18 protein-coding genes and 3 tRNA genes are annotated in these 23651 nt (G+C 71.8%); 16 read left to right on the top strand and 5 right to left on the bottom strand.

The window, feature by feature from the left end; all coding sequences use genetic code 11:
- Positions 1–1054: RNA polymerase sigma factor (locus ACFP3V_RS03980; protein ID WP_380579714.1), on the top strand; the 1054-nt coding region annotated here is incomplete at its 5' end.
- A gap of 39 nt (positions 1055–1093) precedes the next feature.
- Here ACFP3V_RS03980 and ACFP3V_RS03975 read toward each other — a convergent pair.
- Both ACFP3V_RS03975 and ACFP3V_RS03970 read right to left on the bottom strand, forming a co-directional pair.
- Positions 1094–2539 carry an FGGY family carbohydrate kinase gene (locus tag ACFP3V_RS03975; RefSeq protein ID WP_380579712.1) on the bottom strand — a complete coding sequence of 482 codons (1446 nt, stop codon included), beginning with the start codon at positions 2537–2539 and terminating at the stop codon, positions 1094–1096.
- A 46-nt stretch (positions 2540–2585) separates the two neighbouring features.
- Complete coding sequence (locus ACFP3V_RS03970; protein WP_380579710.1) at positions 2586–2882, bottom strand: YtxH domain-containing protein; 297 nt, start codon at positions 2880–2882, stop codon at positions 2586–2588.
- Positions 2883–3175: 293 nt separating this feature from the next.
- Here ACFP3V_RS03970 and ACFP3V_RS03965 point away from each other — a divergent pair.
- The 3 genes from ACFP3V_RS03965 (at position 3176) to ACFP3V_RS03955 (ending at position 4257) form a co-directional block, all read left to right on the top strand.
- Positions 3176–3248, top strand: a tRNA-Asn gene (locus ACFP3V_RS03965).
- A 69-nt stretch (positions 3249–3317) separates the two neighbouring features.
- Positions 3318–3393, top strand: a tRNA-Asn gene (locus ACFP3V_RS03960).
- 117 nt (positions 3394–3510) lie between these two features.
- The gene (locus ACFP3V_RS03955) at positions 3511–4257 is read left to right on the top strand and encodes an SDR family NAD(P)-dependent oxidoreductase (protein WP_380579708.1); all 747 of its coding nucleotides are present in this window, start codon (positions 3511–3513) and stop codon (positions 4255–4257) included.
- A gap of 28 nt (positions 4258–4285) precedes the next feature.
- Here the strand turns inward: ACFP3V_RS03955 and ACFP3V_RS03950 are convergent, their stop codons facing one another.
- The 3 genes from ACFP3V_RS03950 to ACFP3V_RS03940 all read right to left on the bottom strand — a co-directional run bounded on the left by ACFP3V_RS03950 (position 4286) and on the right by ACFP3V_RS03940 (position 6601).
- Complete coding sequence (locus tag ACFP3V_RS03950) at positions 4286–5263, bottom strand: ADP-ribosylglycohydrolase family protein (RefSeq protein ID WP_380579706.1); 978 nt, start codon at positions 5261–5263, stop codon at positions 4286–4288.
- Between the two features lie 643 nt (positions 5264–5906).
- Positions 5907–5983, bottom strand: a tRNA-Ile gene (locus ACFP3V_RS03945).
- A 165-nt stretch (positions 5984–6148) separates the two neighbouring features.
- The gene (locus ACFP3V_RS03940; protein WP_380579704.1) at positions 6149–6601 is read right to left on the bottom strand and encodes a MarR family winged helix-turn-helix transcriptional regulator; all 453 of its coding nucleotides are present in this window, start codon (positions 6599–6601) and stop codon (positions 6149–6151) included.
- Positions 6602–6745: 144 nt separating this feature from the next.
- Here ACFP3V_RS03940 and ACFP3V_RS03935 point away from each other — a divergent pair, with 144 nt between their 5' ends.
- From ACFP3V_RS03935 to ACFP3V_RS03880, 12 genes are all read left to right on the top strand, one after another.
- Positions 6746–7771 (top strand): NADP-dependent oxidoreductase, encoded by a 1026-nt coding sequence (locus ACFP3V_RS03935; RefSeq protein ID WP_380579702.1) that lies wholly within the window; start codon positions 6746–6748, stop codon positions 7769–7771.
- Positions 7772–7924: 153 nt separating this feature from the next.
- Positions 7925–9619 carry a ribulokinase gene (araB, locus tag ACFP3V_RS03930; RefSeq protein ID WP_380579700.1) on the top strand — a complete coding sequence of 565 codons (1695 nt, stop codon included), beginning with the start codon at positions 7925–7927 and terminating at the stop codon, positions 9617–9619.
- Entirely contained in the window at positions 9616–10326 is a 711-nt protein-coding gene (locus ACFP3V_RS03925; protein WP_380579698.1) for an L-ribulose-5-phosphate 4-epimerase, read from the top strand. Before araB ends, ACFP3V_RS03925 begins: the two co-directional genes overlap by 4 nt.
- Positions 10323–11813, top strand: a complete 1491-nt coding sequence (gene araA, locus ACFP3V_RS03920; protein ID WP_380579696.1) for an L-arabinose isomerase — start codon at positions 10323–10325, stop codon at positions 11811–11813. Before ACFP3V_RS03925 ends, araA begins: the two co-directional genes overlap by 4 nt.
- Before the next feature lie 80 nt (positions 11814–11893).
- A complete protein-coding gene (gene arfA / locus ACFP3V_RS03915; protein ID WP_380579694.1) occupies positions 11894–13423 on the top strand; it encodes an arabinosylfuranosidase ArfA in 1530 nt (509 codons plus the stop codon).
- 126 nt (positions 13424–13549) lie between these two features.
- Positions 13550–14329, top strand: a complete 780-nt coding sequence (locus ACFP3V_RS03910; protein ID WP_380579729.1) for a nucleotidyltransferase family protein — start codon at positions 13550–13552, stop codon at positions 14327–14329.
- Positions 14330–14463: 134 nt separating this feature from the next.
- Complete coding sequence (locus tag ACFP3V_RS03905; protein ID WP_465270092.1) at positions 14464–15507, top strand: LacI family DNA-binding transcriptional regulator; 1044 nt, start codon at positions 14464–14466, stop codon at positions 15505–15507.
- Positions 15508–15686: 179 nt separating this feature from the next.
- Complete coding sequence (locus ACFP3V_RS03900; RefSeq protein WP_380579692.1) at positions 15687–16847, top strand: substrate-binding domain-containing protein; 1161 nt, start codon at positions 15687–15689, stop codon at positions 16845–16847.
- A 4-nt stretch (positions 16848–16851) separates the two neighbouring features.
- The gene (locus ACFP3V_RS03895; RefSeq protein WP_380579690.1) at positions 16852–18387 is read left to right on the top strand and encodes a sugar ABC transporter ATP-binding protein; all 1536 of its coding nucleotides are present in this window, start codon (positions 16852–16854) and stop codon (positions 18385–18387) included.
- Positions 18384–19394: an ABC transporter permease gene (locus tag ACFP3V_RS03890; protein WP_380579688.1), complete on the top strand. Its 1011-nt coding sequence runs from the start codon at positions 18384–18386 to the stop codon at positions 19392–19394. The genes ACFP3V_RS03895 and ACFP3V_RS03890 overlap by 4 nt, the downstream gene beginning before the upstream one ends.
- A 122-nt stretch (positions 19395–19516) precedes the next feature.
- Entirely contained in the window at positions 19517–22720 is a 3204-nt protein-coding gene (locus ACFP3V_RS03885) for a LamG-like jellyroll fold domain-containing protein (RefSeq protein ID WP_380579686.1), read from the top strand.
- A gap of 249 nt (positions 22721–22969) precedes the next feature.
- Complete coding sequence (locus ACFP3V_RS03880; protein WP_380579684.1) at positions 22970–23467, top strand: DUF3145 domain-containing protein; 498 nt, start codon at positions 22970–22972, stop codon at positions 23465–23467.
- Positions 23468–23651 lie beyond the last annotated feature (184 nt).

The following is a 23651-nucleotide window of genomic DNA, read 5'->3' as shown; positions in this document are numbered from 1 at the left end:
GCCCCCCGAACCGCCCGAGCCCCCCGAACCGCCCGAGCCGACCCCGGAGGACCTCACCGCCGAGGAGGTCCCTTCCGCCGCCGCGCTCGACGAGCCCACCGGACCGGCCGCGGACCTGTTCCGCCAGTACCTGCGCGAGATCGGGCGGATCCCCCTGCTCACCGCCGCCGAGGAGGTCGAGCTCGCCCGCCAGGTCGAGGCCGGCCTCTTCGCCGAGGAGTACCTGACCCGCCACCTCGACGGCTCCGACCGCCACGGCGGCGGCCTCGATCCCCGGCTCGACCCCCGCCTCGCCGACGAGCTCGACCAGCTCGTCGTCCTCGGCCGGATGGCCAAGCGCCGCCTGATCGAGGCGAACCTGCGCCTCGTCGTCTCCGTGGCCAAGCGGTACGTGGGCCGCGGCCTGACCATGCTGGACCTGGTCCAGGAGGGCAATCTCGGGCTGATCCGCGCCGTCGAGAAGTTCGACTACGCCCGCGGCTACAAGTTCTCCACCTACGCCACCTGGTGGATCCGCCAGGCCATGAGCCGGGCTCTCGCGGACCAGGCCCGCACCATCCGGGTCCCGGTCCACGTCGTCGAGCTGATCAACCGCGTGGTGCGGGTCCAGCGGCGGCTGCTCCAGGAGCAGGGCACCGAGCCCACGACGGCCGCCGTCGCCGCCACCCTCGACCTGCCCGAGGAGCGCGTCTGCGAGGTGCTGCGGCTGGCCCAGGAACCCGTCTCGCTGCACGCGCCCGTGGGCGAGGAGGACGACGTCGCGCTCGGCGACCTGATCGAGGACGGCGACGCCGCCTCGCCCGTCGAGTCCGCGGCGTTCCTGCTGCTGCGCGAGCACCTGGAGGCCGTGCTGTCCACGCTCGGCGAGCGCGAGCGCAAGGTCGTCCAGTTGCGCTACGGCCTGGCCGACGGACGGCCGCGAACGCTGGAGGAGATCGGCCGGCTCTTCGGCGTGACGCGGGAGCGGATCCGGCAGATCGAGTCCAAGACGCTCAACAAGCTGCGCGACCACGCCTTCGCCGACCAGCTCCGCGGCTACCTCGACTTCGACTGACCGCCGCGGTGAGCTGAACGGGGGTCAGTACCGTTGCGGTCAGGGGGACTTGAGCTCCGGGTGGGTCTGCCCCAGGACCGAGGCGTACTGCTGGCGCACCGCCGCGCCGAGCGCGGCGTCCTCACCCGGCTGGACCGTCAACGGCTCCTGCGGCAGCGCCCACACCGGCGGCTCCCCGGTCTGCGCCAGCGACCAGGCCGCCTGCCGCGCCGCGCCCAGCGCGGCGTAGTCGCCCTGCGCCGGGACCACCACCGGGACGCCGAAGAGCTGGACGGCGACCTGCTGGACCGCCGGCAGCCGGGACGCCGCACCGGTCAGGAAGATCCGACGCACCGTCACCCCGCGTCCGCGCAGCAGGTCGAGGGCGTCCGCCAGGTTGCACAGCATCCCCTCGACGGCGGCGCGGGCCAGGTGCTCCGGCTTCATCGACTCGACGCGCAGCCCCGCCAGCGTTCCCGCCGCATGGGGAAGGGCGGGCGTGCGCTCGCCGTCGAGGAAGGGGAGCAGGACCAGCCCGTACGAGCCCGGCGTCGAGCGCAGCGCCAGCTCGGACAGCCCCTGCAGGTCGGTGCCGAGCATCAGCGCGGTGGCCCGCAGCACCCGCGCCGCGTTCAGCGTCATCACCTGGGGGAACTGGCGGCCCGTCGCGTCCGCGAAGACCGACACGGCCGGGTCGCCCAACTCGGTGACGGCCCCGGCCGAGGTCTCGTCCAGCACCAGGTGGATCGTGCCGTTGGCGGTCAGCGAGATCATCACGTCGCCGGGCAGCAGGCCCAGGCCCAGCGCGGTGGCCATGGGGCTGCCGGTGCCCGCGGAGATCAGCAGGCCCTCCGGGCTGTGCCCGGCGGGGTCGGCGGGCCCGAGGACGGTGGGCAGCCGGGGCTCGTGGCCGAGCGCCAGAGCCGCCAGGTCGGTCCGGTACTCCTTGGTCGCGGGGGACCAGTAGCCGGTGCCGGAGACGTCGCCGCGGTCCGTGGTCCGGGCGTGGGAGCCGCCCAGCAACTGCCAGACCAGCCAGTCGTGCGGCTGCAGCACCTCCGCGATGCGGGCGGCGTGCTGGGGCTCGTTCTCGGCGATCCAGCGCAGCTTGGCCACCGGGGACGACGCCAGCGGGACGCTGCCGACGGCCTGCGCCCAGGCGGCGGCCCCGCCCAGCTCGTCGACCAGGCTGCGCGCGGCCCCGGCGGCGCGCGGGTCGTGCCGCAGCAAGGCCGGACGGACCAGTACGCCCCCCGCGTCCAACCCGAGCACGCCCTGCTGCTGCGCGCTGACGCCGATGGCGCGGATGCCCTCCAGCAGGCCGCCCTCGGCCGCTGCGCCGAGCGACCGCAGCCAGGCCTGCGGATCCAGCTCGGCCGGGGTGGTACCTGCGGGCACACCGGGGTGCGGGGCACGGTTCTCGCGCAGCACTTCGCCGGTGTCGGAGTCGCAGACGACGATCTTGGTGTACTGGGTCGAGCAGTCGATTCCCGCGACGATGGCCATGCGAGAGATCATGCCTCATAGCCCACCCCGGCGCGGGGTGCATCGGTCAGATGCGGCCGCTGTCCCAGTCGTTCTCGTGGACGGCCTGACGCCCGTTCAGGTAGGGGATACGGTCCGCCACCGAGGAGGGGATCCGGTCGCCCACCTTGTCGGCGACGGCCTGGCCGACCTTGTTCGCCGCCGTCCCGGCCGCCTGCTTGGCGCTCGCCGCGGCGGACTGCACCGCCTGGGTCTGCGAGAGATCGCGCGCGGTCCGGGCCAACTGCTCGTACCGCTCCCGCCCGGCGCGCGTGCCGAGCACGTACCCGATGCCGAGCCCCGCGATGAAGGCGAGCCTGCGCATGCCCTTCACCCCTTCCCGTTCCGTGTGCCGGTGGTCTGTGCTGCTGGTGGTCCGTACGGCTCGGGCGGCGATGCCGCCTGTGCTGCCGGCCTTGTGCCTCTGAGAGCCTATGAGGCGTGCGGTCAGCGGCGCTTCGCGCCGCGCCGAACGGGTGGACCACACGGCCGCCTACCCCGTCCGTGCCGCGGTCACACGGGCCCCCGGACAACGGATTGGCGGAGCACCCCCCCACGTGCGCTAATGTATGACCCGCAGCAAGGGCCGCCGACGCCGGTGGCAGGAGCTCGGTTCGATCCCCCATAGCTCAATTGGCAGAGCAGCCGACTGTTAATCGGCAGGTTATTGGTTCGAGTCCAATTGGGGGAGCTGCCGCTTCAGCGGCTCCCGAGTGCCGATGCCGGTCGCCGCGAGGCGTGGTGGCGGCAGGCGGATCAGTCCCCCATAGCTCAATTGGCAGAGCAGCCGACTGTTAATCGGCAGGTTATTGGTTCGAGTCCAATTGGGGGAGCCAGAATCGGCAGGCGGCGTGGCCTGCGTCCTCATCCCTTCAGCACGGATGTCCGCAAGGATGGTCTCCTCCTCGGAGAAGCATCCACGTGGACGGCAGCTGAAGGGATTCGTGTTTTCCATGGCCCGCATCGTTCTCGTCACCGGCGGCAGCAGCGGTATCGGCCACGCCGTCGCCCGCCACTTCGCGCGCGAAGGCTCCCAGGTCGTCATCACCGGCCGGACGGAGGCGCGGCTGGCAGCGGCGGCGAAGGAACTCGGACCCGACGTCCGGCGCGTCGTCTGCGACGCGGCCGATCCGGCTGCGGTCGCCAGGCTCGTCGCGGAGCTGCCCGCGGTCGACGTCCTGGTCAACGCGGCCGGTGGCTTGGGCCGCCCGGCGGCCGGTGCCGAATCGGATGCCGGGCCGGGCGCCGAACTGGAACGCGTCGCCGCCCAGTGGCGGGCCGACCTGGACGCCAACCTGTTCACCGCCGTCCTCACGACCTCCGCCTACCGGGAGCGGCTGGTCCCCGGCAGCACGGTCATCAGCATCGGCTCCATCGGCGCGGAGCGCCGCGGCGGTTCCTACGGCGCGGCGAAGGCCGCCCTCGCGGCCTGGAACGCCGCCCTCTCGGCGGACCTCGGCCCGCGTGGCGTGACGTGCAACGTCATCTCGGCGGGCTACATCGCGGGCACGCAGTTCTTCGCGGGAGTCGGCGGCGTCTCGCCCGAGCGGCATGCGGCGCTGATCGCTGAGACCCACGACAAGCGCGCCGGGTCGGTCGAGGACATCGCCGCCACGGCCTTCTTCCTCGCCTCGCCCGGCGCCCGCCACATCACCGGTCAGACCATCCACGTCAACGGCGGGGCCTGGACGACTCGTTGAGGCGGGGTGGGTCGAGCCGGGCCGGCGGTCACCCGGTGGGGAAAGGCTCCTGCGCCTCGCGCCAGGTGTCGGGAACCCCGGCGAGACCCGTGCCCGCGGCGACGACGCTTCCGGCGATGGCGCACGTGGTGTCCCGGTCGCCCCAGCCGGCGACGGTACGCCACAGCGTCGCGACGAGGTCCGTCGGCTCGGCCGCTGCGGCCCACAGCGCGAAGGGGACCGTGTCCGGCGCGGTGAGCCGGACGCCGGAGCCCAGCACGGCCGCGGCGTGCCGGACGGAGGTCCCCACGGGCAGCGCGGCGGCGACCGTCAGGCCCGAGCGGACGTCGCTGTCGGGAGGGAGGTGGCGGGCCACCTCGGTGAGGAACTCCGGTGCGCCGTCCGTGCCTTGGGCAGCGCGGCGAACATCCGGCCGCCGCCGTGCGCACAGGGCGGCCGCCACCGCCACGGCGACCGCCCCGGCAGCTGCCTCGGGGTGAGCGTGCGTCACCTCGGCCGAGAGCCGCGCCTGCTCGGCCACGGTGCCGAGATCCTCGTCCGCGAACCAGGCGCCGAGCGGTCCCACGCGCATGGCTGCGCCGTTGCCCAGCGATCCCTGCCCGGAGAAGACGGCGCCGGTCACGGCGCGCCAGTCGTCGCCCTCCCCGATCTGCCTCAACGCGCGGTGCATGGACGGCCCGTAGCCCCGGTCGGGGTCCCGGGCGTACTCGGCGGCGAAGTCGCGCGCGAGCTCGTCCTGCTTCACCTCGCCATGGCGGAGCAGGTGGCGGTAGAGGACCCCGCCCATCGCCGAGTCATCCGTCCACGGCCAGGGACCGGGCCTCAACTCCCGTGCGGCGCAGAGCGCGTCGGCGGTGTCGAACAGCTCGGAGGGAAGGAACCAGCTCTCCCCGAACGCATCGCCGAGCACGAGCCCCGCGAGGCTGTCGGCCGCAGCCGCAGCCGCAGCGCGGGGGGAAGGGGACGGGTGCCGGGGCGCGGGGTGGGGTGGGGGAGGGGTGCTCATGGCCGTGATGATGCCGGAAGCGGTCGACCCCGCGCCCGGGACACCCGACCGGGGCCCCGTCATCGACGGGGTCAGCGGCGTGGCGGGCGAGCCGGGCGCCCACTGCATCCCGGCGCAGCCGGGAGATCCCATCGCGGAGGGTCTGGCGGAGGAGGTGCCCGGACCTGGCACCTCCGCCGCGCTGGCGGCCTGTTCGGGTCGGAGCTCTCGGATGCGGGCCGGATCGACGCCCTCGTCGCGGTCACCCGGCACCGGCGCCGGCTGAAGCCCTCGAACTCCACCTCCTCGCGGGGCTGGACGACCAGCCGCTGCAGATGATCCCCGGCCGCCCCGTCGCACCGGCCGGCTACGGCGAGACCCGCGAACAGACACCAGCCACCCACACCGCCCCACCCCGCAACGACGAAACCGAGCACCGCGGCAGCAATCGCACACCCACCGCACCGACCCCCGCCCCAGAACGGGACGGCGCATCCCCCGATCCTCTGACGTCTCGTCAAACAGCCGTCCCCGGCCCCGAACGGGTGAAAAAGGCCCCGCCGGTGCATGACCGGGCGGGGCGTTCCGCTAGCGTTCATAGCGCTTGTTCGCGCCACGCCATACAGCGCACGCGGCGCGGCGCACACGTGACGCCGCTGCCGACTGGTGGGGCGGGTGGGACTCGAACCCACGACCAAGGGATTATGAGTCCCCTGCTCTAACCGGCTGAGCTACCGCCCCGGGTCTCGTGCTTCCTCTCGTACAGCTCGTACATCAGCACGAGCGGCCCGGATCAGGGCCGCTCGCCGCAGCATAGCTGTTGAGACGCAGTGCAGGCACGCCGGGTTCCGCTTTGGGATGACTCCGTCGATCCGGGGTCACCTGCGGCTTTGCTCCCAACCGTGTTCATCCCTCCCCGTTCGCCCGCTCCGCCATGCGCCGGAGCAGCCCGCGCAGTTGCACCCGCTCCTCGGGGGACAGCGCGGCCAGGGGCTCGCGCGCGAAGGAGAGGGATCCGCGCAGTTCCGCGGCCGCCGCCGCGCCGGCGTCGGTGGCGGCGACGAGCTTGACCCGGCGGTCCTCCGGGTCCGGGCGGCGCTCCACCAGGCCGCGGGCCTCCAGGCGGTCGACGATGCCGGTGATGTTGGAGGGCTCGCAGCTCATCGTGTGCGCTATCCGCCGCATCGGCATCGGTCCGCGGCGCAGCAGCGCGAGCACCTTTGCCTGAGCCCCCGTCAGCGACCGTGCACCGGCCGCCTCCTCGTACTCCTTGTGGAAGGCGGAGACGAGAGTGGCCATCAGGTCCACCACGTCCAGGGTGAGCTGGTCCGCGACGGCGGGTTCGGCATGCTGCGACATGACTGCCAGGGTACGGCAGCCGACCTGAATATTTGACACCATTAAGTATCTGCGTGAAGGTGGGGTGCCGGTCCTTGATGACATCAAGGAAATGCCGACAGGCCCACCCCCGAACACGAGGAACACAGGAAGCGAGTGCACGTCATGACGGACGTCACCATCCCCGCCACCGGACGTGAGTGGCACCTGGTCAGCCGCCCCGTCGGCTGGCCCGCGCCGGAGAACTTCGCGCTCGTGGAGGCGCCCGTCCGGGAGCCGGCCGAGGGCGAGGTGCTGGTCCGCAACGAGTACCTGTCCGTCGACCCCTATATGCGGGGCCGCATGTCGTCCGCCAAGTCCTACGCCGAGCCCTTCGAGCTCGGCAAGGTGATGCACGGCGCGGCCGTCGGCCGCGTGGTGGCGTCGAAGGCCGAGGGCTTCGCCCCGGGCGACCAGGTGGTGCACTGGTTCGGCTGGCGCGAGTGGTCGACCTTCAAGGCCGCCACCGCCGTCAAGGTGGACCCGGAACTCGCCCCGCTTCGCGCTTACTTGAGCGTGCTCGGGATGACCGGCCTGACCGCCTACGCCGGACTGCTGCGCACCGCCGCGCTCAAGGAGGGCGACGTCGTGTTCGTCTCCGGCGCGGCGGGCGCGGTCGGCAGCATGGTGGGCCAGATCGCCAAGCTCAAGGGCGCCTCGCGGGTCGTGGGCAGCGCCGGGTCGGACGAGAAGGTGGCCAAGCTGCTCGGGGAGTACGGTTTCGACGCCGCCTTCAACTACAAGGACGGCCCCGTGGCCGAGCAACTCGCCAAGGCCGCGCCCGACGGCATCGACGTGTACTTCGACAACGTCGGCGGCGAGCACCTGGAGGCGGCCCTGGGCGCGCTCAACCTGCACGGCCGGATCGCCGTCTGCGGCATGATCTCGCAGTACAACGCGACCGAGCCGCCGGCCGGGCCGCGCAACCTGGCCCGGCTGATCCAGACCCGGGGACGGATCGAGGGCTTCCTGGTCGGGGACCACTACGACCTGCAGCCGCAGTTCGTCCAGGAGGTCGGCGGCTGGCTGGGCGAGGGCCGGCTGCGCCACGAGGAGACCGTGGTGGACGGCTTCGAGCACACTCTGGACGCCTTCCTCGGCCTGCTGCGCGGGGAGAACACCGGCAAGATGCTGGTCCGGCTGGCCGGCTGATTCCGCTCCGGAGCAGGCGGGACCGGGTGCGGATCGCCCGGTCCCGCCGCCGAGTTCTGTCCTAACCCTTGACGTCAAGCAAATGTGAACGCTAACAATTAGTCCCGCACCCACTCCCCACCGGTCTGCCGGAGTGCTGATTGTGAGTCGATTGTGAGCGTTAACAAGCCGTTGGACGCGGTGTCCGAGCCCGGGCTCCGCGTCACTGTCGGTGTGGACTTCGGGACGCTGTCCGGGCGTGCCGTGGTCGTCTCCGTGGCCGACGGCGCCCAGCTGGGCGAGGCTGTCCACGAGTACCGCTACGGGGCGGTGGAGCACACCCTGCCCGCGACCGGTGAGCAGCTGCCGCCGGACTGGGCCCTGCAGGTGCCGGACGACTGGCGCGACGTGCTGCGGTACGCGGTGCCGAAGGCGCTTGAGCTGGCCGGGGTGACGCCGGATCAGGTGGTCGGCATCGGCACCGACTTCACCGCGTGCACCGTGCTGCCGACCACGGCGGACGGGAAGCCGCTGTGCGAGGTGCCGGGTTACGAGGGACGTCCGCACGCCTACCCGAAGTTGTGGAAGCACCACTCCGCGCAGGCGCAGGCCGACCGGATCAACGCGCTCGCGGCGGAGCGGGGGGAGAGCTGGCTGCCGCGCTACGGCGGGAAGATCTCCAGCGAGTGGCAGTACGCCAAGGCGCTGCAGCTGCTGGAGGAGGACCCGGAGCTGTACCGGGCCGCCGAACGCTGGATCGAGGCGGCCGACTGGATCGTCTGGGAGCTCACGGGTGCGGAGAACCGCAACACCTGCACCGCCGGCTACAAGGGCATCCGGCAGGACGGGCAGTGGCCGAGCCGGGAGTACCTGGCGGCGCTGAACCCGGAGTTCGCGGACTTCACCGGGAAGCTGGAGTTTCCCCTGTCCCCGCTCGGCGGGAAGGCGGGGGGTCTGAGCGTCCGGGCGGCGGCGTGGACCGGTTTGAATGAGGGCATTCCGGTCAGCGTGGGCAATGTCGACGCCCACGTCACCAACGCCGCCGCCCGGGCTCTGGAGCCCGGCCACATGCTCGCGATCATGGGCACCTCGACCTGCCACATCATGAACTCCGACCGGCTGGCCGAGGTGCCGGGCATGTGCGGGGTCGTGGACGGCGGTGTGGTGCCGGGGCTGTGGGGCTACGAGGCCGGCCAGTCCGGTGTCGGCGACATCTTCGCCTGGGCGGTGCGCACCGCGCTGCCCGAGGACTACGCCCGTGAGGCTCGCGAGCGCGGCATCAGCGGGCACCAGCTGCTGACCGAGAAGGCCGCGCGGCAGGCGGTCGGCGCGCACGGCCTGGTGGCGCTGGACTGGCACAGCGGCAACCGCTCGGTGCTGGTGGACCATCACCTGTCCGGGCTGATCGTCGGGTTGACGCTGGACACCCGCCCGGAGGAGATCTACCGGGCGCTGCTGGAGGCCACCGCCTTCGGCACCCGCACCATCGTGGAGGCCTTCGAGCAGTCGGGCGTCCCGGTGACCGAGTTCACCGTGGCCGGCGGTCTGCCGAAGAACGCCTTCCTGATGCAGATCTACAGCGACGTGCTGCGCCGCCCGGTCAACGTGATCGGCTCGGAACAGGGCGGAGCGCTGGGCTCCGCGATCCACGCCGCGGTCGCCGCCGGGGTGTACCCGGACATCCAGGCGGCCTCGGCGGCGATGGGCTCCATCCGGCGCGCCGTCTACACGCCGGACGGCGAGCGGGCCGACGCCTACGACGCGCTCTACGCCGAGTACCGGGAGTTGCACGACCACTTCGGCCGCGGCGGCTCCGACGCGATGCACCGGCTGCGCGCCCTGCGCGACCGGGGGAGGGGACAGGGATGAGCAGCCTGGACATTCCGGGCCTGGACGCACTCAAGGCCGAAGTCTGCGCACTGCACGCCGAGTTGCTGCGCTGGGGCCTGGTCGCCTGGACCAGCGGCAACGTCAGCGCGCGGGTGCCGGGCCACGAGCTGATGGTCATCAAGCCGTCGGGCGTCTCCTACGACGACCTGACGCCGGACAAGATGATCGTCGCGGACCTGGACGGCAACCTGGTCGAGGGGACGCTGTCCCCCTCCTCGGACACGGCCGCGCACGCGTACGTCTACCGCAACATGCCGGAGGTCGGCGGCGTGGTGCACACCCACTCCCCGTACGCCACCGCCTGGTCGGCCGTCGCCCAGCCGATCCCGTGCGCGATCACCGCGATGGGGGACGAGTTCGGCGACGACATCCCGGTCGGCCCGTTCGCGCTGATCGGCGACGACTCGATCGGCCAGGGCATCGTCTCCACCCTCAAGGGCCACCGCTCGCCCGCGGTGCTGATGCGCCAGCACGGCGTGTTCACCATCGGCAAGAACGCCAAGGCCGCCGTCAAGGCCGCGGTGATGTGCGAGGACGTGGCCCGCACCGTGCACCTGGCCCGGCAGCTCGGGCCGGTGGCCCGTCTGGACCAGGCCGACATCGACAAGCTCTACGACCGCTACCAGAACGTCTACGGCCAGCAGGCCGCCCAGCAGCCCATCGAGCCCCAGGGAGTCGAAGCATGAGTCAGGTCTGGTTCCTGACCGGAAGTCAGCACCTGTACGGTGAGGACACCCTGAGGCAGGTCGCCGAACAGTCCCAGGCCATCGCCGAGCAGTTGCGCGCGAGCGGCGAGCTGGCGGCGGAGCTGGTGTGGCAGCCGGTACTCACCGACGCGGCGGCGATCCGCCGGGTGATGCTGGAGGCCAACTCCGTCGACGACTGCATCGGCGTCATCGCCTGGATGCACACCTTCTCCCCGGCGAAGATGTGGATATCCGGCCTGGACGTCCTGAACAAGCCGCTGCTGCACCTGCACACCCAGTCGCATGTCGAGATCCCCTGGGACTCCATCGACATGGACTTCATGAACCTCAACCAGGCCGCCCACGGCGACCGGGAGTTCGGCTACATCCAGGCCCGCCTCGGCGTGCCCCGCAAGACCGTGGCCGGCCACGTCAGCGACCCGCGGGTGGCCCGGCGCATCGGCGTGTGGGCCCGGGCCGCGGCCGGCCGGGCGGAGCTGCGCAGCCTCAAGCTGGCCCGCTTCGGCGACAACATGCGCGACGTGGCCGTGACCGAGGGCGACAAGGTCGAGGCGCAGCTGCGCTTCGGCGTCTCCGTCAACACCTACGGCGTCAACGACCTGGTCGAGGTCGTCGACGCGGCCTCGGACGCCGAGGTCGACGCGCTGGTCAAGGAGTACGAGGAGCGCTACGCCGTCGCGGCCGAGCTGCGCGCGGGCGGGGAGCGGCACGACTCGCTGCGCTACGCGGCGCGGATCGAGGCGGGCCTGCGGACCTTCCTGACCGAGGGCGGCTTCAAGGCGTTCACCACCAACTTCGAGGACCTGGGCGGGCTGCGCCAGCTGCCGGGCCTGGCGGTGCAGCGGCTGATGGCCGACGGCTACGGCTTCGGCGGCGAGGGCGACTGGAAGACCTCCGCGCTGGTGCGCACGCTCAAGGCGATGGGGGAGGGCCGCGACGGCGGCACGTCCTTCATGGAGGACTACACCTACCACCTGACGCCCGGTCAGCAGCTGATCCTGGGCGCGCACATGCTGGAGGTCTGCCCCAGCATCGCGTCCGCGCAGCCCAGTTGCGAGATCCACCCGCTGGGCATCGGCGGCCGCGAGGACCCGGTCCGGCTCGTCTTCGACGCCGCGACCGGCCCGGCGGTGGTCGTCGGCCTGGCCGACGTGGGCGACCGGTTCCGGCTGGTGGCCAACGAGATCGACGTCGTCGAGCCGCTGCAGCCGCTGCCTGCGCTGCCGGTGGCGCGGGCCGTGTGGGCCCCGCGCCCCTCGCTGGAGACCTCCGCCGAGGCATGGCTCACGGCCGGCGGCCCGCACCACACGGTGCTGTCCACGGCGGTCGGCTCGGCCGAGCTGTACGACTTCGCCGAGATGACCGGCACCGAGCTGGCGCTGATCGACGCCGACACCACCGTCCGCCGCTTCACCCAGGAGCTGCGCTGGAACCAGGCCTACTACCGTCTGGCACAGGGTCTCTGACCCAACCGCGGCCCGGTCCCCGAGGGGGCCCGGGCCGCTCCGTGGGAACAGCAGCTGAGAGACAGTCAGAAAGGCCCCCCGTGTCCTCCTCCGAGAACCCCTCGGCCCGATTCACCCTCGACCCCGCCTTCACGGTCGCCACCGTGGACCCGCGGCTGTTCGGCTCCTTCGTCGAGCACCTGGGCCGCTGCGTCTACACCGGCATCTACGAGCCCGGCCACCCCCGCGCGAACGCGGCCGGCCTGCGCACGGACGTGCTGGAGCTGATCCGCGAGCTCGGCGTCACCGCGATCCGCTACCCGGGCGGCAACTTCGTCTCCGGCTACAAGTGGGAGGACAGCGTCGGCCCGGTCGAGCAGCGCCCGCGCCGGCTGGAGCCCGCGTGGCGCTCGACCGAGACCAACGCCTTCGGACTGTCGGAGTTCATCGGCTTCCTGCGGGAGCTGGGCCCCGAGGCCGAGCCGATGATGGCGGTCAACCTCGGCACCCGCGGCGTGGCCGAGGCGCTGGAGCTGCAGGAGTACGCCAACCACCCCGGCGGCACCGAGCTGTCGGACCGCCGGATCGCGCACGGGGACAAGGACCCCTTCGGGATCCGGATGTGGTGCCTGGGCAACGAGATGGACGGCCCGTGGCAGATCGGCCACAAGAGCGCCGCGGACTACGGCAAGCTCGCCGCCGCCACGGCCCGCGCGATGCGGATGATCGAGCCGGACCTGGAACTGGTCGCCTGCGGCTCCTCCGGCCAGGGCATGCCCACCTTCGGGGCCTGGGAGTCGGAGGTGCTGGAACACACCTACGACCAGGTCGACTTCATCTCCATGCACGCCTACTACGAGGAGCTGGACGGCGACCGGGACTCCTTCCTGGCCTCGGCGGTGGACATGGAGTCCTTCATCGAGAACGTGGTCGCCACGTGCGACGCGGTGGGCGCGCGGCTGAAGTCGAAGAAGCGCATCCACATCTCCTTCGACGAGTGGAACGTCTGGTACCTGACCCGGCACCAGCAGCAGACGGCGGACGAGCCCCTGGACTGGCCCGAGGCGCCGCGGCTGCTGGAGGACAACTACAGCGTCACCGACGCGGTGGTCTTCGGCTCGCTGCTGATCGCGCTGCTGCGGCACGCGGACCGGGTCAAGGTGGCCTGCCTGGCGCAGCTGGTCAACGTCATCGCGCCCATCCTGACGGAGCCGGGCGGGCCGGCCTGGCGGCAGACCACGTTCTTCCCCTTCGCGGCGGCGTCCCGGTACGGGCGGGGCGAGGTGCTGCGCGTGGAGGTGGACAGCCCCACGTACCGGACGGAGAAGTTCGGCGAGGTCCCGCTGCTGCACGCGACGGCCGTGCGCGACCCGGAGACGGGCGCGGTGACGGTCTTCGCCGTCAACCGCAGCCAGGACGCGGAGCTGCCCCTGGAGGTCGCCCTGCGCGGCTGCGGGCTGTCGGCGGTCCAGGAGCACACCGTCCTCACGGACGCCGACCCCGACGCCCGGAACACCCTCGCGGACCCCGACCGGGTCGTCCCCCGCCCCCAGGACGGCACGGCCCTCTCCGACGGCGTCCTGCGGGCCACCCTGGCGCCGCTCTCCTGGAACGTCATCCGCCTCCTCTAGCCGCACCCCTGCACGGGTGCTGTCCCCGGCCGCGCGCTGTACCCGCTTGCGCCCGCGCCGGAGACCGGGGGCCACCGGGGCGGAATCCGGTGGCCCCCCTCGGCCTGCCCTGGCAGGGTGACCCGCATGCATCTGGAGCGCGAAGGGTCACTGGACCGGGTGCAGCCCGAGTTCCGTCCGGTCGTGGCGGCAGCCCGCCAGGAGATCCCGCGGCGCTTCCCGGGCGGCCGGCTGCACAGTGCGTACGTCTACGGCAGCATCCCGCGCGGTGCCACTCGGCCCGGGCGGTCCGACCTCGATCTCATGCTGGCGCTCCGTCAGGAACCCACGCCCGCCGACCGGGAGGCGGCGCGGGAGCTCGAGGACGTCCTCGACGCCGCGCATCCTCAGATCGACGGAGCGGGCGTGCTGCTGTTCGGCGTGGCCACCCTCCTCAGCGACCTGGAGCGCTACGACCTCGGCTGGTTCACGGCCTGCCTGTGCACCCCGCTGCTCGGGCCGGACCTGGGCGCCGAACTGCCGCGCTACCGCCCCACATCCCTGCTCGCCCGGGAGACCAACGGGGACCTGCACCTGGTGCTACCGCGCTGGGAGGAGCGCCTGCGGGCCGGGGTGACGACGGCCCTGGCCCGGGACGTGGGACGGCGGTTGACGCGGACCGGGATGGCCCTGGTGCTGCCCCGGCACGGGCGGTGGACCAGCGACCTGCTGTCCCAGGCGGCGATCTTCGGCGACTACTACTCCGACCGGGCCCGCCTGATGGCGCGTGCGGCGGCGCTCGGGCTGGATCCGGTGCCGGATCGGGCCGAAGTGTCCGTGCTGCTCAGGGACTTGGCGCCGTGGCTGGTCGGGGAGTACCTCCGGCGGCACGGGGTCAAGGCGGTGCCGACCGCAACAGAAACGTGACCCTCCCGACCCGTTGACGGGGCGTCATGTGAACGCTAACAATGCAGTACCCCGGAAACGCGACGGAAACAGCGCGCCGGTTGCAGGGCGTAGCGTGTCGTCAGCAGATCCACTGGAACAGGCAGGAGGCCCAGGTGCCCGCAGGGAACGCCGTCGGGGGACGGCAGCCGGTGATGGCGGATGTCGCCAGGCTGGCCGGGGTGTCCCACCAGACCGTGTCGCGCGTGCTGAACGACAGCCCGCACGTCAAGGAGGAGACCCGGGAGCGGGTGCTCAACGCCATCCGGGAGCTGGACTACCGCCCCAACACCGCGGCGCGCACCCTGGTCACCCGGCGGTCGCAGACGCTCGGGGTGGTCAGCTTCGACACCACCCTGTACGGCCCGGCCTCGATGCTCTACGGGATCGAGCAGGCCGCGCGCAGCGCCGGCTACTTCGTCTCCATCGTCAGTCTCCGTTCCCTGGACGGCCGTTCCGTCCAGGAGGCGGTGGACCGGCTGCGGGACCAGGCCGTCGAGGGCGTGCTGGTCATCGCCCCGCAGACCAGCGCCGTCGGCGCGCTCGCCCATCTGAGCAGCGTGGTCCCGGTGGTGGCCGTCGGCGCCGGGGCGCAGTCCCGGGTGCCCGGGGTGGCCGTCGACAACGAGGCGGGCGCCCGGCTCGCGGTCCGCTACCTGCTGGACCTCGGGCACCGCACCGTGCACCACGTCGCCGGCCCGGCCAACTGGCTGGACGCCCAGGCCCGCCGGCACGGCTGGGAGTCCGCGCTGGAGGCCCTGGAGCGGCCGACCCCGGAACCCCTCGCGGGGGACTGGAGCGCGCGCTCGGGGTACGAGGCCGGCCTGCGCCTGGCCGAGGATCCGGAGGTCACCGCCGTCTTCTGCGCCAACGACCACATGGCGCTCGGCGTCCTGCGCGCTCTGCACGAGCGGGGCCGCAAGGTGCCCGCCGAGGTCAGCGTCGTCGGTTTCGACGACATCCCCGAGTCCTCCTACCTGACCCCGCCGCTCACCACCGTGCGGCAGGACTTCGGCGAGCTCGGCCGCCGCGGCCTGGAACTCCTGGTCGAACAGCTCGAGCAGCAGGACAGTACTCCTGCCCGCCGTCGCCAGGCCCGCCAGCGGGTCCTGGTCACCCCGGAACTGGTGCTGCGGCAGAGCAGCTCCGGCTCCCGCTGAAGCGGTACGGACCGGACCGTTCGGCACGTACCGACGGAACCACCCACAACTGAAGACGAGTTCGTACAGCGCGAATTGTTAGCGATCACAAAGCGTGGATCGCGATTCGTCCGCTGTGAGCACCGCCCGCACGTGTCCCACCCGTTCAGTGTTTCTTCGATGAAGAAGAGGACCCACACATGCGCTCGGCTCTCTCCCTCCGCAACAGAGGTCTCCGCGCCGCCGCCCTGGCCGCCGTCACCGCCCTCGCTCTGACCGCCACCGCCTGCTCGAAGCAGGGCGCCGGCAGCAGCAGCACCGACACCGCCCCGTCGGGCGGGGCCTCCGCCGCCTCGGCCGCCCCCGCGATCCAGGGCGACATCAAGTTCAACGACGACAACCTGGCCAAGCTGGACGCCGCCCTCAAGGCCGCGCTGCAGGGCAAGGACCTGTCGAAGCTGGACCTGGCCATGGTCGTCAACGTGGCCGTGGACTACTGGAACGCGGGCAAGGTCGGCTTCAACAAGGGCCTGTCCGACCTCGGCGTCAAGGGCACCTACCAGGCCCCGGCCAACGGCCGGCTGGACCAGCAGCTGTCCATCATCCAGACGCTGCGCGGCCAGAACATCTCCGCCTTCTCGGTCTCCGCGATCGACCCGACCGCCATCAAGTCGCCCATCCAGTCCGCGAATTCGGCCGGCATCCCGGTGCTGGCGATCGACTCCCCGCTGCCCCCCGAGGACGGCGCCGCCCTCTACCTGGGCACCCCGAACTACACCGCCGGGCAGAAGGCGGGCGAGGCCATGAAGGCCGCGCTCGGCGGCAAGGGCGAGGTCGTCGTCCTGGTCGGCTCGCTCACCGCGTCCAACGCGGTTCAGCGCATCCAGGGCTTCGAGGACGCGCTCAAGGGCACCGACATCAAGGTGGTCAACAAGCTCGCGGACAACATGGACGCCTCCAAGGCGCTCACCAACGCGCAGACCGCCATCCAGACCGACCCCAACGTCAACGGCCTGTACGGCGTGTACTCCTACGACGGCCCGTCGGCCGCGCAGGCGGTGCAGGCGGCGGGCAAGGCGGGCAAGGTCAAGGTCGTCTCCGACGACTCGGACGCGCAGACGCTCAAGTTCATCCAGCAGGGCGTCATCCAGGCCACCGTCGTCCAGTCGCCGTACCAGCAGGGCTACACCGGCGCCTACCTGCTGGCCGCGCTCAAGGTGCTGGGCAAGGACGCGACGCTGAACATCGTCAAGCCGTTCCTGGAGTCCGACGGCACCACGCTCAGCTCCGGCGTCGGCGTGGTCACCCAGGGCAACCTGAGCGACTTCCAGTCCAAGCTCACCCAGCTCGGCATCGGGTGACCCGATGAGCGCCGATGTCACCGTCGCTCTGCGCGGGGTGCGCAAGAGCTACGGACCGGTGACGGTCCTGGACATCCCCGAGCTGGAACTGAGGCGAGGTCAGATCGTCGGTGTCGTCGGCGAGAACGGCGCCGGAAAGTCCACCCTGATGGGTGTGCTCTCCGGCACCGTCGCCGCCACCGCGGGCGAGATCCTGATCGGCGGGCAGCCGTTGCACAGCGGCCGCCCGGACCACGCCCAGGCCCTCGGAGTCAGCCTGGTCGCCCAGGAGTTCCCGCTGGTGGGCCGGCTCAGCGTGGCGGAGAACCTGCTCCTCGGCCGGCGCACCCGCGCCGCCGAGGGCGGCGGGATCCTGCGCCGCACCCTGTTCGACCGCGCGGGCACCCGCCGCGAGGCCCGCGAACTGCTGGCCGACATCGGCGTCGAGGGCGTCGACGTCGACCGGCCGGTGGAGCGGCTGCCGGTCCCGCTGCGGCAGATGATCGAGATCGCCAAGGCCTGGGGCCACCGGCCCACGGTGCTGATCCTGGACGAGCCCACCTCCTCCCTCGGGCCGGTCGAGGCCGCGAAGGTGCTGGACCTGGCCCGCCGCCACGCGGCGGGCGGGGGAGTGGTGCTGTTCATCGGCCACCGTCTGGACGAGGTGCAGGACATCGCCGACCGGGTGGTCGTGCTGCGCAGCGGCAAGCTGGTCGCCGACCTCACCCCCGAGGAGGCGACCGAGGAGCGGATGATCCGCGAGATGGTCGGCAGCGAGCTGGCCCGGGCGGACATCGCCCCGCCGCCCGCCGGGCAGCGGACCGTGCTGGAGGTCTCCGGACTGACGGCGGACGGTCTCGGCCCGGTGGACCTGGAGCTGCGCGCCGGCGAGATCGTGGGCGTGGCCGGGCTGATGGGCTCCGGCCGCTCGCGACTGCTGCACAGCATCATGGGGGCCCAACCCCGCACCGGCGGAACGGTTCTGCTGGACGGTCAGGAGTTCCGTCCGCGGCACCCGGCCGACGCGGTCGAGGCGGGCGTCGGGCTGGTGCCCGAGGACCGCAAGGAGCAGTCGCTGCTGCTGCAGCACCCGGTGCGGTGGAACGCCACGCTGGCCGTGCTGCGCCGGATCTCCCGGCGCGGGGTGCTGACGCCGAGGGCGGACAAGGAGCGGTCCCGGGAGATCGTCAAGGACCTGGGGGTGCGCATGCACTCGCAGGAGCAGCCGATCGGGGACCTGTCCGGCGGCAACCAGCAGAAGGTGATCTTCGGGCGGTGGCTGGCCGCCGAGCCGAAGCTGCTGCTGCTGGACGAGCCGACGCGCGGCGTGGACGTGGGCGCCAAGGCCGAGATCTACCAGCTGATCGACAAGGCGGCACAGGACGGGCTGGCGGTGCTGGCCGCGTCCTCGGAGCTGGAGGAACTGCTGTGGATCTGCCACCGGATCGTGGTCATGGCCCACGGCCGGATCGTGGCGGACCTGCCGCGCGAGCGCTTCAGCAAGGAACTGATCATGACCGCCGCGGCGGGCACGCAGGCAATGGAGGCACAGGCATCATGAGCACGGAGACGGCGCCGGCCCCCGCGAAGCGGGAGCCGGGCACGGCAACTCCGCTGCTGCGGAGGCTGGTGGAGACGCCCGAGGTGGGCGTGGTGGCGGCCTGCGCGGCCGTGTTCATCGGTCTGGCACTGGCGCGCGACACCTTCGCCAGCGCGGTCAACCTGCAGGGCATGGGCTTCGACCTGGCCCAGTACGGGCTGATCGCGATAGGCGAGTCCCTGGTCATCCTGACCGGCGGCATCGACCTGTCGGTGGGCGCGCTGCTGGGGACGTCGGTGATCCTGATGTCCTGGTTCAACGTCCGCGCCGGGCTCCCGGCGGGCGTGGCGGTGCTGGCCACCCTCGCCATCACCGGCCTGGTCGGCTTCTGGCACGGCATCGCGGTGACACGGCTGAAGATGCCGCCCTTCGTGGTGACGCTGGTGACCTACACGGTCGCCCAGGGCGTGACGCTGGCCATCACGTCGGGCACCTCGATCGTGGGCATCTCCGGGTTCTTCGGCAACGTCGGACAGACGTACCTGGCCCAGATCCCGGTCCCGCTGGTGCTGTTCGCGATCGTCGCGGCCGCGGCCTGGTTCTTCCTGGAGCGGACCTACGCGGGGCGCCAGGTGTACGCGGTCGGCGGCAACCCGGAGGCGGCCCGGCTGGCCGGTATCCGGGGCGAGCGGCGGGTCATCTCGATGTACGTGACCAGCTCGCTGCTGTCGGGCTTCGCCTCGATGCTGGTGCTCGGCCGCATGGGGGTCGGGTCCGCCAGCGGCGTCGGCGTCGGCTGGGAGCTGTCGGCCATCGCCGCGGCGGTCATCGGCGGCGTCAGCCTGACCGGAGGTCAGGGCCGGATCCTCGGCATCGTGGCGGGCACGGTGCTGCTGGAGCTGATCAACAACGGCCTGACGACCCTTCAGATCAACGCGAACTACACGAACATCGTGCTCGGCTGCGTCCTCGGCATCGCCATCCTCGCCGACCGCCTCCGCGCACGCAGCGTCGACAAACGGCGCTGATCGGCCGGTACCACCAGGGGCGCGGGAACTGCGCGCCCGTCCCGCTACGGACGTAGTGGGTCGACCGCGCAGTCCCCGCGCCCCTGCACGTCTGCATGGTTCATCTTGTCAGGGAAGGTGGCATGTTCAGATCATTCACGAAGAGGCGCGGACTGGGAATCCTGGCCGCGGGAGCGCTGCTCGTGGGCGGGGTGACGGCGGTCACCGGCGCGGCGAACGCCGACACGACCGCGCCCGCCGTGGCGGCGCACTACACGCTCGACGAGGGCTCCGGGACCACCGCCAAGGACTCGTCGGGGAACGGGCATGACGGCACCGTGGGCAGCGGGGCCAGTTGGGCCGCCGGGAACGTGGGCGCGGGCTCGCTCTCCCTCAACGGGACCGTGAACGGCAACGTCGACATCCCCACCCCGGTCGTCGACACCACCAAGAGCTTCACCGTCTCCGCCTGGGCCAAGCTCAACAGCACCTCGGGCTACCAGACCTTCGTCTCGATCGACGGCTCCCAGGTCTCCGGCTTCTACCTGCAACAGCGCGGTGACACCGGCGAGTTCGCGTTCACGCGGCTCGGCAGCGACTCCACCTCGGGCACCTCGGCCATCGCCAACGCGGGCTTCGCGCCGGCCACCGGGACCTGGTACCACCTGGTGGGTGTCTACGACACCGCGAACAGCACGGTCACCCTCTACGTCAACGGCGTGAAGCAGGAGTCCACCGCCTACAGCGGCGGCTGGCAGGCGACCGGGCACACCGCCATCGGGCGCGGGCTGTTCGGCGGCAGCAAGGTGGACTTCGTCAACGGCTCCGTCGACGACGTGCAGTTCTACCAGGCGGCGCTGACGGGTGATCAGGTCGGCGCGCTGAACACCTCCGCGCACTGGGGCTTCGACGAGGGCAGCGGCACCACCGCCGCCGACTCCGCCGGGGCGCACACCGCCACCCTGGGCTCCGGAACCGGCTGGGCCACGCCGGGCCGGATCGGGGCGCACGCGCTGACCCTGGACGGCACCGCCGACGGCAACGCCACCGCGGACAGCGGGATCGTGGACACCGCCCACAACTTCTCCGTCGCGGCCTGGGTCAAGCTCAACTCCACGTCCGGCTACCAGACCTTCGTCAGCGTGGACGGCTCCAACGTCTCCGGGTACTACCTCGGACTGCGGGCCGACACCGGCAGGTTCGCCTTCACCCGGCTCGCCTCCGACTCCACCTCGGCCGCGGCCACGCACGCGGACGCCTCGGGCGCGCCGGCCGCCGGCACCTGGTACCACCTGGTCGGCGTGGACGACGTCACCAACGGCAAGCTGTACCTGTACGTCAACGGCGTCCAGGCGGGCAGCGCCGGGTACAGCGGCGGCTGGAACGCGGGCGGCAGGACGGCGATCGGCCGCGGCCTCTACGGCGGCAACCCCGTGGACTTCGCCAACGGCGCCGTGGACGAGGTGCAGCTGTTCGACCACGCGCTCTCCGCGGACGAGGTGCAGAGCGTCGTCGGCACCTCCGGCGGCACGCTGAGCATCGACGCGGGCACGGCGGCGCACGCGTTGCCGTCCACCTTCTTCGGCGTGATGACCGAGGACATCAACCACTCGGGTGAGGGCGGTCTCTACGCCGAACTGCTGCAGAACCGCTCGCTGATGGCGAGCGCCACCAGCCCGACCGGCTGGTCCGCGGTCGGCGGCGCCGACATCGCGCTGGACGGCTCGAACGGGCTCAACACGGCGCTGACCCGCTCGCTGCTGGTCACCGTTCCGGCCGGCGCGAAGGCGGCGGGCGTCGCCAACGGCGGCTTCTGGGGCATCCCGGTGGTGCCGGGCCGCCAGTACCAGGCGTCCTTCTTCGCCAAGTCCGACAGCGCCTACGACGGTCCGGTGGACGTCTCGGTCGTCGGCGGCGACGGCACGGTCTACGCGCACGGCCGGGTCGACGACGGTGTCGGCACCTCCTGGCACCAGTTCAAGGTGAAGCTGACGGCCGATCAGGACGCCCCGGCCACCTCGGACGCCAGGTTCGTGCTGACCGTGCGCGGCGGCAAGGCCGCCCGCAGCGTCTGGCTGAGCAACGTCTCTCTCTTCCCGCCCACCTACAAGAACGTCAGGAACGGTCTGCGGACCGACCTGATGGCGAAGATCGCGGGTCTGAAGCCCTCGTTCATCCGCGAGCCGGGCGGCAACTACCTCGAGGGCAACACCCTGGCCACCCGCTTCGACTGGAAGTCCACCATCGGCCCGGTCTGGACCCGGCCCGGCCACCAGGACGACGCGTGGGGCTACTGGTCCACCGACGGCATGGGCCTGCTGGAGTACCTGGAGTGGGCGGAGTCCGTCGGCGCCGAGCCGCTGCTGGCGGTCTACGCCGGCTACAACCTGAACGGCACCCACGTGCCGGTCGACCAGCTCGGCCCGTACGTCCAGGACGCCCTGGACGAGATCCAGTACGCCACCGGCTCCACGGACACGGTGTGGGGCAGGAAGCGCGCCGAGGACGGCCACCCGGCCCCGTTCAAGATCTCCTACGTGGAGATCGGCAACGAGGACTGGTTCGACAAGTCCGGCAGCTACGACGGTGACAACGGCCGCTTCGCGCAGTTCTACGACGCGATCCGGGCGAAGTACCCGAGCATCAAGCTGGTGGCCACCACCGAGGTCAAGTCCCGTACCCCCGACGTGCTGGACCTGCACTACTACGAGTCCCCGGCCTGGATGGACGCGCACGCCGACCTCTTCGACTCGTACAGCCGGTCCACCGGCACGAAGATCATGGTGGGCGAGTGGGCCGCGCAGGAGGGCAAGCCGACGCCGGACCTCAACGCCGCGCTGGGCGACGCCTCCTGGCTCACCGGCCTGATGCGCAACTCCGACCTGGTCACGCAGGAGGCCTACGCGCCGCTGCTGGCCAACGTCAACAGCGTGCAGTGGAACACCAACCTGATCGGGTTCGACGCGCTCACCAGCTACGGCTCGCCCAGCTACTGGGTCCAGTCGGTGCTCGCGAAGAACCACGGCGACCAGGTGCTGAACGCCGACTACGCCGGTATCGGCGGCCTCAACACCGTGGTGACCAGGGACTCGACGACCGGGAAGATCTACGTCGTCGTGGTCAACCCGAACGGCACGGCCCAGCCGGTCAAGGTCTCCCTCACCGGAGCCGGCGCCATCCCGGCCACCGGCACTGCCACGGTGGTGAGTTCGGCCCGGCCGACGGACACCAACAGCATCACCCAACCCGACAACATCGTGCCGGTGACCACCCCGGTCACCGGTCTGGGCAGCGAGTTCACCAGGACCTTCCCGGCGTACTCGATGACGGTGCTCACCCTGGGCTGACCAGCCCCCCGAACGGGCCCGCCCGGCAGATGATCTGACCATCTGCCAGGCGGGCTCTCGGCCGTACGGGCGGGTTCCTCGCTCCGTCCGGGTGGTTCCTCCGGACGATCGCCCACGGGGCCCTGCCGGGCGGTACGGTGGCCTCGTGGTGGAACGGGGAACTCGCGGGGACACCGTGGGACCAGGACTGACACTGCGTTCGGCGAGGCCGCTGGGGAAGGCGACCCTCGCAGCAGCAATGGAGGTCCGGTGACGACGACTCGTGGAGTTCTGTACGTGCACTCCGCCCCGCGTGCCCTGTGCCCGCACGTCGAGTGGGCCGTGGCCGCGGTGCTCGGCACGCGGGTGAGCCTGGAGTGGACCCGCCAGCCGGCCGCGCCCGGGGCGTGGCGGGCCGAACTGTGCTGGACGGCGGAGCCGGGCACGGCCGCCCGGCTGGCCTCCGCGCTGCGCGGCTGGCACCTGCTGCGGTTCGAGGTGGCCGCCGATCCGGCCCCCGGCATCGAGGGCGAACGCTTCAGCGGAACACCGGAGTTGGGCATCTTCCATGCGGTGACCGGGGTGAACGGGGACATCCTGATCCCGGAGGACCGGCTGCGCTCCGCGGTGCTGCGCGCCCGCAGCGGCCGGGTGGACCTGGAGGGCGAGATCGCCCGGCTGCTGGGCAAGCCCTGGGACGACGAGCTGGAGCCCTTCCGCCACGCCGGGGACGGCGCCCCGGTGCGCTGGCTGCACCAGGTGGTGTGAATCGGGTAAGAGGCGGGCGTAGCCCAGTGCGGCGGTGGGCATCCCTGCCGAGGGTGTGTCCACCGCCGACCGGCCGTCTTCACCCCGCCGTTCGTCGTTAATTCCATGTTGCATCCACTGCCAGTGGTGGCAGTTGTCAATTCCTCGACTCCAACCCCTTGCGTGCTGTTTCCCGCACCGTGTA

The organism is Streptacidiphilus monticola (assembly GCF_042658505.1).
GTDB lineage: Bacteria > Actinomycetota > Actinomycetes > Streptomycetales > Streptomycetaceae > Streptacidiphilus > Streptacidiphilus monticola.
Note: the sequence above shows the minus strand (reverse complement) of the source record. Positions and strands in the feature narration are given on the sequence as shown.